Raw genomic sequence first — 10,397 nt, forward strand, 5'->3', positions numbered from 1 at the left:
AGATCGCCTGGGGCGTCTTCAAGAGCGGTCGGGACTTTGATCCAGCCATGCTGAAAGTGGGTCAAGCCTGCTTCCAGCAGGCTTGACCACAAACATAGGATCTCGGCTCTACAGGAGCGCTTGCCTCAGCCCTCCAGCGCCTCGAGGTAGCTGCGGCGCCAGTGGTTGATGTCGTAGGTGCGCAGGTGTTCCATCATCGCGTGCCAGCGTTCCTGGCGCTTGCGCAGGGACATCGTGGCGGCGGTGGCGATGGCATCGGCCACGCCGTCCAGGTCATGCGGGTTGACCAGCAGCGCCTGCTTCAGTTCATCGGCGGCGCCGGCCAGCAGGGACAGCACCAGCACGCCCGGATCTTCCGGGTCCTGCGAGGCCACGTATTCCTTGGCCACCAGGTTCATGCCATCGCGCAGCGGGGTCACCAGGCCGACAGCGGCGGCACGGTAGAAACCGGTCAGGGTGGCGTGGGTGAAGTTCTGGTTGACGTAGCGCAGCGGGGTCCAGTCGGGCTCGGCGTGGCCCCCATTGATGTGGCCGGCAATCTGCTCCAGCTGGCTGCGCAGCTGCCGGTACTCGGTGACATCGCCGCGCGAGACTGGCGCGATCTGCAGGTAGGTGAGCGAGCCGCGCTGGTCGGGATGGCGCTGCAGGTAACGTTCGAAGCCGAGGAAACGCTCGGGCAGGCCTTTGGAGTAGTCCAGGCGATCCACGCCGATGGCGAGCTGGCGGTCGCGCAGGCTGCTGCGCAGGTTCTTCACTGCTGCCTTGCTGGCGGCGGTGCTGGCCTGGCGGGCGATCAGCTCGGTGTCGATGCCGATCGGGAACGCCGCGGCACGGAAGTGGCGTCCACCGGGCGCTTCGAGGTTGCCGTTGTCGAGCACCCGACCGCCGCCGAACAGGCGCAGGTAGGTCTGGAAGCGATCGGCATCGCGCTGGGTCTGGAAGCCGACCAGGTCGTAGGCATACAGCGCCGAGAACAGCCGCAGATGGTCGGGCATGGCCTGCAGCAGGTCGGCCGAGGGCATCGGGATGTGCAGGAAGAAGCCGATGCGGCAGCCGATGCCGCGCTCGCGCAGCATCGCGCCGAGCGGAATCAGGTGGTAATCGTGGATCCAGACGATGTCGTCTTCGCGCAGCAGCGGCGCCAGCTTGTCGGCGAACAGTGCGTTGACCCGGTGATAGGTCTCGCGGGTGCCGCGGTCGTAGTCGACCAGGTCCAGGCGGAAGTGCAGCAGGGGCCACAGCGTGCGGTTGGCGAAGCCGTTGTAGTAGCCATCCACATCGCGCTTGGCCAGGTCCATGGTGACGTACTGGATGTCACCATCGCGCTGTTCGTGCAGCGCGCCACTGGCCTCGCGCACGCTCTTGCCACTCCAGCCGAACCACAGCCCACCGCGCTCCTTCAGTGCTGCCAGCAGGCCCACGGCGAGGCCGCCGGCACGGTTCTCGCCGGGGACGGCCACGCGGTTGGAAACAATGACAAGACGGCTCACGAGGCCTCCTGCCAGGAACGCGACAGGCGCATCGCCGCGGTGATCAGGCCGACATGCGAGTAGGTCTGCGGGAAGTTGCCCCAGGCCTCGCCACCGTCGAAGGCGAGGTCCTCCGACAGCAGGCCCAGATGGTTGCGTTGCTGCAGCAGCGCTTCGAACATCTCGCGCGCTTCGTCCATGCGGCCGATCGCAGCGAGCGCATCGATGTACCAGAACGTGCAGATGGTGAAGCTGGTTTCCGGCTCGCCGAAATCATCCGGTGCGATGTAGCGGTACAGCGCGTTGCCATGCTTGAGGTCGCGGCCGATGGCCTCGACAGTGGCGACGAAGCGTGCGTCGTTGGCATCGATGAAGCCGATGTCGGCCAGCAGCAGCAACGAGGCATCCAGGCGGTGGCCATCGAAGGTGTCGGTGAAGTGGCCGAGTTCTTCGCTCCAGGCTTTTTCCATGATGCGTGCGTGGATGGTGTCGGCACGTTCGCGCCAGTACTGCGCGCGGTCATCACGCTTCAGGCGCACGGCGATCTTGCACAGGCGATCGCACGCCGCCCAGCACATCGCGCTGGTGTAGGTATGCACTTCGGTGCGGCCGCGGAATTCCCACAGGCCGGCGTCGGGCACGTCGTGCAGGGCAAAGGCCTGTTCGCCCAGCGGTTCCAGCCGCGCGAAGGTATGGCTGTCACCGGGATCCTGCAGGCGGCGGTCGAAGAACAGCTGGGTGGAGGCCAGCACCACGCTGCCGTAGACATCGTGCTGGCGCTGCACCCAGGCCAGGTTGCCGCGCCGCACCGGGCCCATGCCGCGGTAGCCGGACAGGCTGGGTACTTCATCCTCGTCCAGCTTGGCTTCGAAGCCGATGCCGTACAGCGGCTGCAGGGTGCCGTCGGTGGTGGCGAGGTTGAAGATGTAGCCGAGGAACTGCTCCATCGTGCGGGTGGCGCCCAGGCGGTTCAACGCGCGCACCACGAAGGCGGCATCGCGCAGCCAGCAGTAGCGGTAATCCCAATTGCGCACGCTGCCGGGCGCCTCCGGAATCGAGGTGGTCATCGCCGCGATGATCGCGCCGCTGTCCTCGTACTGGCAGAGCTTGAGGGTGATCGCACTGCGGATCACCGCGTCCTGCCATTCCAGCGGAATGGACAGGTAACGCACCCATTCGCGCCAGTAGTCGCGGGTGCGCTGGAACGCTTCCTGCACGTAGCCGCTGATGGAGCGGTTGAGCGATTCATCCACGCCCAGGATCAGGTGGATGGGGTGGTTGAGCACGAACGGCATGCCGTCGCGCACGAAGCGCACCGGGACATCGGTGGTCAGCCGCAGCACATGTTCGGGCAGGATCCAGCGCACATGGTTGCTGCCCCAGGTGGACTCGGGCACGCGCGCGCCCCAGTCGGCCAGCGGGCGTGCGCGGATCACGATGCGCGGGCTTCCGGACAACGGACGCACCTGGCGGATCAGGCTGACCGGCCGGTAGAAACGATCGTTCTGGCGCCAGCGCGGGGCGAAATCGAGGATTTCCAGCGCGCCGCCATGCGCATCGCGCAGCACGGTGCGCAGGATCGCGGTGTTGGTGAGGTATTCCTGTTCGCTGTCGGCGAAGTCCTCCAGCTCGATGGCGAAGTCGCCGCCGGTCTGCTGGTTGGGGCTGAGCAGGGCACAGAAGGTCGGGTCGCCGTCGAAGGTCGGCAGGCAACTCCAGACAACACGGGCGTGTTTGTCGACCAGGGCGCCGAAGCTGCCGTTGCCGACCACGCCCAGATCAAGATCGGGTTGGGTCATCACGCGGTACATCTCGGTTGCGGCCGTGGGGGCCGGGGTCAATACGCATTCTCACGCAGCCAGGCGTGCACGCTGCGTATGTCGGGCAGCGCGAACACCGCCACACTGGGTTCACGTTCACCGATCAACACGCTCCAGCCGTGCAGGCCGTTGGCCGCATCGAAGCCGAATTCATCGGTCAGGTCATCGCCGAGGAACACCGGCAGACGCCCACGGAACGGCAGGTACTGCATCAGCCGCCGTACGGCCCGGCCCTTGTTGGTGGCCACCGGAACGAATTCAACGACATGGTCGCCCGGCTGCAGGCGATAGCTGGCACGGCCGCGGATGTGGCGGTCGGCGAAGGCGCGCACATCGTTGGCGGCATGCGGCGCGCCACGCCAGTGCAGGGCCAGGCCTACGCCCTTGTTCTCGACCAGTACGCCGGGGTGGCCATGGGCGAAACGCATGGCTTGTTGATGAAGGGCATGCAGCCAGTCGGCTGTGTCGTCGCCATGCTCATCGCGTATGACGTGCCCGTCCTGTGCACGCAGCTCGTGGCCATGCAGGCCCGCGGCGGGAAGCTTGAGTGGCGCGAACAACTGGTCCAGCTGTTCAAGCGGGCGACCACTGACCAGTGCCACGGCACCTTCCAGTCGATCACTGATGCGGCCGATGGCTTCACGCACATCGGGGAGAAGCTGCACGGCGTCGGGGCGTGCAGCGAATTCGATCAGGGTGCCATCCACATCGAGGAACAACGCGCAGGCGTCGTCCAGCAATGGAGGTGGCGGACGCAGGGGGAGCGGTTCAGCCATGGCGACCACCATGCCAGCGTCAGCGTGTACGTGGGGTCGAGGTCAGGCTACGGCTGTGGGTCGTGCCGGCTGTGCGGACCAACGGTCCGCACCCACCCGCAGCGATCAATGGCGTCCCGGTGGGTGCCGACCGTTGGTCGGCATGCTGTGCGGACCGACGGTCCGCACCCACCCGCAGCGATCAATGGCGTCCCGGTGGGTGCCGATGGTTGGTCGGCATGCTGTGCGGACCAACCGTCCGCACCCACCCAAGGCAATCACACCCATAGCAATCAGAACGTGTAACGCACGCGCCCGTAGTAGTACGCACCGTTGCTGCCGATCGGCGACAGCACGTCGTAGGGCAGGTTGCCGAAGTAGTGGATGTCCTCGTTGGAACGATCCGGGTAGTTGTCGGTCAGGTTCTGCCCACCGATGGCTACGCTCCACTGCGGCGTGATGCGGTATTCCACTTCCGCATCCAGCTGCCACTCGGCCTGGTAGGTCTGGCGCGGAATGTAGCCATCGCCGAAGTTGAATACGCGGGTGGCGCTGCCGTAGCGGTTCACCCGGCTGCTCAGCGACCAGCGGTCGTTGCTCCAGCTGGCCGCGAAACTGCCACGGGTACGCGGTGTGGCATCGGTCAGTGTATTGGTCTCTTCGATGCCGAACAGTACGTAGTCCGGGTCGAGCGCCTGCAATTGCGCGGGCGTGGCCAGTACGTTCTTCAACGTGGTCTTGGTGTAGGCGTAGGTGCCGGTCAGCAGCAGCTGGCCATCGCCCAGCGACTGCCGCCAGTTGCTCACCAGCTCGGCACCGCGGGTGCGCGTGTCGGCGGCGTTGACGAAGAAGCTGGCGCTCTGCAGGCCGCTGACGCCGTAGTTGGCGGCCACGTAGTCGGTCAGCGCATCGCCGGTGATGCTCTCCGACAGCGCGATGCGGTCGTCGATGTCGATCTGGAAGAAGTCCAGTGACAGGTCGAAGTGCTCGCCGATGCGGCTGGTGAAGCCGAGCGAAGTGTTCAGCGACTTCTCCGGCTTCAGGTCCTGCGCGCCGAGGCCACGGGCGATCGGATTGTTGACCGACAGCAGGCGGCCCTGCACCAGCTGGCCACCGGCGTTGTAACCGGTGGAGGTGGATTCGTAGCCGATCTGCGCCAGCGACGGCGCGCGGAAATTGTTGGAGATCGCGCCGCGCAGGGCGAATGCGGGGGTGAATTCGTAGCGCAGGCCGAGCTTGCCGGTCAGCTCGCCGCCGAAGTCATCGCTGTGCTCGTAGCGCGCCGCCAGGTCGGTGGAGAATTTTTCGCCGAACTGGCTGGACAGGCTGGCGTAGGCGCTGGCCACATCACGCGACAGGGTAGCCGCGTCCTGCGGGGTCAGGCCGCCACCCGCCTGCGAACCGGTCGGACGATCGGTGTACGGGCCGGCGGCGTAGCTGGCCGGGTCGCCTGGACGGGTCTGGTAGCGCTCGTGGCGGGCTTCGGCGCCCAGGCCCAGGGTGTGGCTGATGCTGTCGGACTGCGAGAACACGCGGCTCAGATCGACGTTGCCCACGGTCTGCGCGTACTCGTAGTCCGCGGTCTTGAATCGGGTTGGGCTGGTCGGCCCCAGCGAGGCGTTCAGCGAATCACGCAGGCGGTAGGTGAAGTCGTTCTGGCCGTAATCCAGGCTGCCGTCGTAAGCCCATTCGCCCCACTGCCCGCGCGCACCGGCCACCGCCTGCACGTCGCGGTTCTCGCCTTCGGAGATCGGCCGGTAGCCGTTGGGGTAGACCTGCTTCCAGTTGGCATCGCCGTCGGGGTAACGGAAGTAGTTCGCGCCTTCGGTGTCACGCTGGTTGAACGTGCCGAACGCATAGAACGTCGCTGTCTTGCCGACCGGGATCTCGGTGTTCAGCCACAGGTTGATGTCCTTGCTGGCGCCATCTCCGAGCACGTAGTTGCGCTTGCCCTGCAGGGCAAGATTGGCCTCGGTCTGGTCCCACGGCGGAATCTGGTCGAAGCCGGCGCGGTTGGTACCGTTGCGCTTCTTGTATTCCAGGCCCACGCGCAGGAAGCCACCGTCCTCGCCCAGCGAAGTGCCGACCTTGGCGCTGATGTTGCCGGTCTGGCCATCGGTGAGGGTGCGGCCGATCGGCTTGAGATCGGTGTGGTTGGCGCCGTAGCTGGCTTCGATCTCGCCGCCGTCGCCGCCGTTGTCGAGAATCACGTTGATCACGCCGGCCACCGCATCGGAGCCGTACAGCGCACCTGCGCCATCGCGCAGCACTTCGATGCGCTTGATGGCGCTGACCGGAATCGAATTGAAGTCGACCGGGGTGGTGCCCTTGCCGATCTTGCTGTCGGTGTTGACCAGCGCGGTGTGGTGGCGGCGCTTGCCGTTGATCAGTACCAGCACCTGGTCCGGTGACAGCCCGCGCAGCTGCGCGGCGCGCACGTGGTCGGCGCCGCCGGAGTTGGACTGGCGCGGGAAGTTGAACGAGGGCAGCAGTGCCTGCAGGGCGCTGCCGAGCTCGCCATTGACCACGCCGGCCTTGCGGATGTCCTCGGCGGTCAGCACGTCCACCGGCGACGTAGATTCAAGCACGGTGCGGTCGGCGGCGCGGGTGCCGGTGACGATCACCGTGTCCAGGTTGGTGGCGGCATCCTGGGCCGAAGCCAGGGTGGGGGACAGGGCGAGCGCGATGGCGAGGCCGAGCGGCGACGCGGACAGGCGGGGGGACATGCGGACTCCAGCAGCAACGACGTGGGGAAGGGGCGGGGGAGATAGTTTCACTTACATCCATCCGGATGAAGCGATATATTATCTTGGCGTGAGGAGGTGGTGCGATGCAAGCCCCTTCTTCCATCGCATCACTTCATGCCCTGCCGGCATGAGGGCATTGGTTGCAGCCGCAACCGAGGCGCAGGTGTACCCTCCGTGCCCCTTCGTCGTGCTTTTTCCCCTTCCCGGAGTGCTGTTCCCGATGAAACACCTTGGCCTTGTCTTCGCCGTGCTGCTGGCCACCAGTGGCTGCGCCAGCCTGTCCTCCAACGCGCCCAGCGCCTATGCCACCACCGCCGAGCTGCAGGGCGACGCCGCGCGGCCGTCCAGCGGCCATGGTTGGGTGCGCAGCGAGCTGTACTTCGGCGTGGGCGAAGAGCAGGGCGCCGGTGACCGCCCGCAGGCCGACACCATCAGCGATGCGCAGTGGCGCGCGTTCCTGGACAAGGAGGTGACCCCGCGCTTCCCGGATGGGCTGACCGTGTTCGATGCCTACGGCCAGTGGCTGTTCCGTGGCGATGCCTCCCCGAACCGCCTGCGCACCAAGGTGCTGGTGGTGCTGCACGAGGACAGCCCGCAGCGCCGCGCCGACATCGAAGCGATCCGGCTGGCGTGGAAGCAGCAGACCAAGCACCAGTCGGTGTTGTGGTCGCGGCAGGCGGTTGACGTATCGTTCTGACCCAGGTGCGCCACGGTGGCGCTGCAGGGAATGACGATGAAATCCAGGGATCTGCTGTTGGGCGTGATGCTGGCCGGCGTGTTGGTGCCCGTAGCGCAGGCGCAGGATGAGGACCGGGGCCCGCTGCGTTTTTCACCGGCAGCGGGCGTGCAGGTGACGGCAGAGGTGCAGGAGGACGGCATGCTTGCCGTGCTGCTGCAGCCTGCCGGGAAGCGCCAGCACCTGCCCGGCGCGCCCGATGCCGATGGCAACGCCCGCCTGAGCGCAGAGGATCTCGATTTCGATGGACACCCTGAACTGGTCGCGCGCGCGGCGGTGGGCATGGTCAATGAGGCTGTTGCGGTCTATCGCTTCGACGTGGGCAGCGGTGAATTCCGCGCGCTGAAGGCGGTGACCCATGGACACGATCAGTGCGGTGACCTGATGGGCCTCACCGCCGATGCAGCCGCGCGCACGCTGACTGCCAGCTGCCGTAGTGGGCCGATGTGGTACACCGACGTGTATCGCTTCAGCGGCCCGCAGCTCTATCTGTATCGCGGTGAGAATGTGCTGTTGTTGGGCGATACGCTCAACCAGGCGCTGCACTGGGAAGAGACCGAAAGCCAAGGCCCGCTGGCGGTGTGGCGCACCTATGATCCCGCCGGCAAGGTGCTGGAAAGCGCCATTGGTGACGGATTGGGTGCACCCGCCAGCGGCGCACCGCTGCGGGGCCTGGACGCCACCGTGCTGCCTGCGCGCCTGTTCCTGTTCGACCGGCCCGGCGCATCAAGCACCAAGCGCTACCTGGTACAGGGCGATCAGGTGGAGATGCTGGATGAGCAGGACGGCTGGGTGAAGCTGCGTTACCGCACTCCGAAACAGGGCGCGATCGAGGGCTGGATCAACGTCAACGATTGACGGCAGCGCTGCCCGGAGTTTGCACATCAAGGCGATCGGCCTCTTGCCCACGGGAGCATCACTTCACCGGGTCTAGCCTCTGGTTTCCCCCGAACCAGGCTGCAGCACCATGAGCAAGCGCGTTGCCGAGATCGTCGTCGATACATTGCAGCAGGCGGGCGTCCGCCGTTGTTATGGCATCGTCGGCGACACCCTGAACCATGTCACCGACGCACTGCATCGCAGTGAAATCGAGTGGGTGCATGTGCGCCATGAAGAGGTCGCTGCGTTCGCGGCCGGTGCCGATTCATTGATCAGCGGCCAGCTGACCGCCTGCGCAGGCTCGTGCGGGCCCGGTGGCCTGCATTTCATCAACGGCATCTTCGAGAGCAACCGCAACCGCGCACCGATGGTGCTGATCGCCAGCCAGGTGGTCACCAGCGAACTCGGCATGGAGTTCCCGCAGGAAGTGGATTTCAAGGCGGTGTATGGCAGCTGCACGGTGTTCTGCGAGCAGGTGCACAGCCCGGCGCAGGCACGCCGCGTGGTGGCGCTCGCCTGCCAGGCGGCCATCAGCCGTCGCGGCGTGGCGGTGGTGATCCTGCCGGCCGACATCAGCGAAGCGGACGTGAAGCACGATGTGCCGTTCTCGGTGCATTACACCCAGCCGGTGCTGCGCCCCTCCGATAGCGAGCTGCAGCAGGTCGCTGAACTGCTGGGGCAGGGCAAGCGCATCGGCATCTATGCCGGCGCCGGTTGCCAGGGGGCGCATGCGCAGCTGCTGGAGCTGGCGCGGCGCCTGCAGGCACCGGTGGCGCACACGTCGCGTGCCAAGGACTTCGTTGAACCGGACAACCCGTACAACATGGGCATGACCGGCGTCTTCGGCATCGAATCCGGATTCCATACGTTGATGGAATGCGACACGCTGCTGCTGCTCGGCGCGGATTTCGCCTGGGGCCAGTTCTATCCGGACAAGGCCACGATCATCCAGGTCGACCGCGACGGCAGCCACCTCGGTCGTCGCCATCCGGTGAACCTGGGCGTGGTCGGTGATATCGCGCCGACGCTGGATGCGCTGCTGCCGATGCTGCCTCCTCGCGAAGACAGCAGCTTCCTGGACGAATGCATCGAGCATCGCGACAAGGCGCTGAAGAAGCGCGAGCAGGAGGAGCAGCCGGGTGAGGGCGAGTTGATCCATCCGCAGCACCTGACCGCGCTGCTGTCGAAATACGCTACCGACGATGCACTGTTCACCGCGGACGGTGGCTCGCCGATGGTGTGGGTGCTGCGGCACATCCGGGTGAACGGCAGGCGCCGTACGTTGACCAGCCTGCTGCACGGCACGATGGCCAACGCGATGCCACAGGCGCTGGGTCTGCAGAAGGCGTTTCCTGGCCGCCAGGTGATCTCGTTGTCCGGCGACGGTGGGCTGGCGATGCTGCTGGGCGATCTGCTGACCGCGGTACAGGAGAACCTGCCGATCAAGGTGGTGGTGTTCAACAACGGCTCGCTGAACTTCGTCGAGCTGGAGCAGAAGGTGGAGGGCCTGCTGGACAACTACACCGACCTGAAGAATCCGGACTTCGGCCGGTTGGCCGAGGTGATCGGCTTCCACGGCCGCACCGTGACCCGCAGCGAGGATCTGGAAGAAGCCGTGCAGGATTTCCTGGCCCAGCGTGGGCCGGCGCTGCTGGACGTGCACACCAGTCGCGCGGAGTTGGTGATGCCGCCGCAGATCGAGGCCAAGCAGGTGGCGGGCACGGCGCTGTACGCGGCCAAGGCGGTGCTGAGCGGTCGCATCGACGACGTCAAGCATCTGCTGGTGGACAACTTCCTGAAGAAGTAAGAGGTTGGGTTTTATGCAGGGCTGCGCCCTGCACCCGCCGAGGCCGGAGCAACAGCCGAAGCAACAGCAACAGCTTGCTATCCGTGGGATGGCGGGGTGGGTCCGGTTGCGGGGGACGCTGCAAGTACGTCCATGTAAGCTCGGTCGCCGCATCCATGCGGCTCACGCCCCCGCAACCGGACCC

At 66.1% G+C, this 10,397-nt stretch carries 7 protein-coding genes; 3 read left to right on the forward strand and 4 right to left on the reverse strand.

Annotated elements, in window-relative coordinates:
* Positions 1-125: 125 nt before the first annotated feature.
* From otsA to ACFX4F_RS19935, 4 genes are all read right to left on the reverse strand, one after another.
* Positions 126-1,490: an alpha,alpha-trehalose-phosphate synthase (UDP-forming) gene (gene otsA / locus ACFX4F_RS19920; protein WP_180165720.1), complete on the reverse strand. Its 1,365-nt coding sequence runs from the start codon at positions 1,488-1,490 to the stop codon at positions 126-128.
* Positions 1,487-3,268 (reverse strand): glycoside hydrolase family 15 protein, encoded by a 1,782-nt coding sequence (locus tag ACFX4F_RS19925; RefSeq protein WP_099820903.1) that lies wholly within the window; start codon positions 3,266-3,268, stop codon positions 1,487-1,489. The genes otsA and ACFX4F_RS19925 overlap by 4 nt, the downstream gene beginning before the upstream one ends.
* A gap of 38 nt (positions 3,269-3,306) precedes the next feature.
* Positions 3,307-4,065 (reverse strand): trehalose-phosphatase, encoded by a 759-nt coding sequence (otsB, locus tag ACFX4F_RS19930; protein ID WP_380658043.1) that lies wholly within the window; start codon positions 4,063-4,065, stop codon positions 3,307-3,309.
* A gap of 272 nt (positions 4,066-4,337) precedes the next feature.
* Positions 4,338-6,770: a TonB-dependent receptor plug domain-containing protein gene (locus tag ACFX4F_RS19935; protein ID WP_380658045.1), complete on the reverse strand. Its 2,433-nt coding sequence runs from the start codon at positions 6,768-6,770 to the stop codon at positions 4,338-4,340.
* A 241-nt stretch (positions 6,771-7,011) separates the two neighbouring features.
* Between ACFX4F_RS19935 and ACFX4F_RS19940 the strand changes: the two genes are divergently transcribed.
* The 3 genes from ACFX4F_RS19940 to ACFX4F_RS19950 all read left to right on the forward strand — a co-directional run bounded on the left by ACFX4F_RS19940 (position 7,012) and on the right by ACFX4F_RS19950 (position 10,213).
* A complete protein-coding gene (locus ACFX4F_RS19940; protein WP_165787280.1) occupies positions 7,012-7,488 on the forward strand; it encodes a DUF3574 domain-containing protein in 477 nt (158 codons plus the stop codon).
* Between the two features lie 36 nt (positions 7,489-7,524).
* The gene (locus ACFX4F_RS19945) at positions 7,525-8,385 is read left to right on the forward strand and encodes an XAC2610-related protein (RefSeq protein WP_099820883.1); all 861 of its coding nucleotides are present in this window, start codon (positions 7,525-7,527) and stop codon (positions 8,383-8,385) included.
* A gap of 109 nt (positions 8,386-8,494) precedes the next feature.
* Positions 8,495-10,213 carry a thiamine pyrophosphate-dependent enzyme gene (locus tag ACFX4F_RS19950; RefSeq protein ID WP_180165710.1) on the forward strand — a complete coding sequence of 573 codons (1,719 nt, stop codon included), beginning with the start codon at positions 8,495-8,497 and terminating at the stop codon, positions 10,211-10,213.
* Positions 10,214-10,397 lie beyond the last annotated feature (184 nt).

Origin of the sequence: Stenotrophomonas sp. YIM B13575 (assembly GCF_042787595.1) — a bacterium.
Lineage (GTDB): Bacteria > Pseudomonadota > Gammaproteobacteria > Xanthomonadales > Xanthomonadaceae > Stenotrophomonas > Stenotrophomonas lactitubi_B.

Bases quoted from the DNA above. Each gene is read 5' to 3' on its own strand.
- ACFX4F_RS19945 (WP_099820883.1), top strand. From the start codon at position 7,525: ATGAAATCCAGGGATCTGCTGTTGGGCGTGATGCTGGCCGGCGTGTTG.
- ACFX4F_RS19925 (WP_099820903.1), bottom strand. From the start codon at position 3,268: ATGACCCAACCCGATCTTGATCTGGGCGTGGTCGGCAACGGCAGCTTC.
- ACFX4F_RS19940 (WP_165787280.1), top strand. From the start codon at position 7,012: ATGAAACACCTTGGCCTTGTCTTCGCCGTGCTGCTGGCCACCAGTGGC.
- ACFX4F_RS19950 (WP_180165710.1), top strand. From the start codon at position 8,495: ATGAGCAAGCGCGTTGCCGAGATCGTCGTCGATACATTGCAGCAGGCG.
- otsB (WP_380658043.1), bottom strand. From the start codon at position 4,065: ATGGCTGAACCGCTCCCCCTGCGTCCGCCACCTCCATTGCTGGACGAC.
- ACFX4F_RS19935 (WP_380658045.1), bottom strand. From the start codon at position 6,770: ATGTCCCCCCGCCTGTCCGCGTCGCCGCTCGGCCTCGCCATCGCGCTC.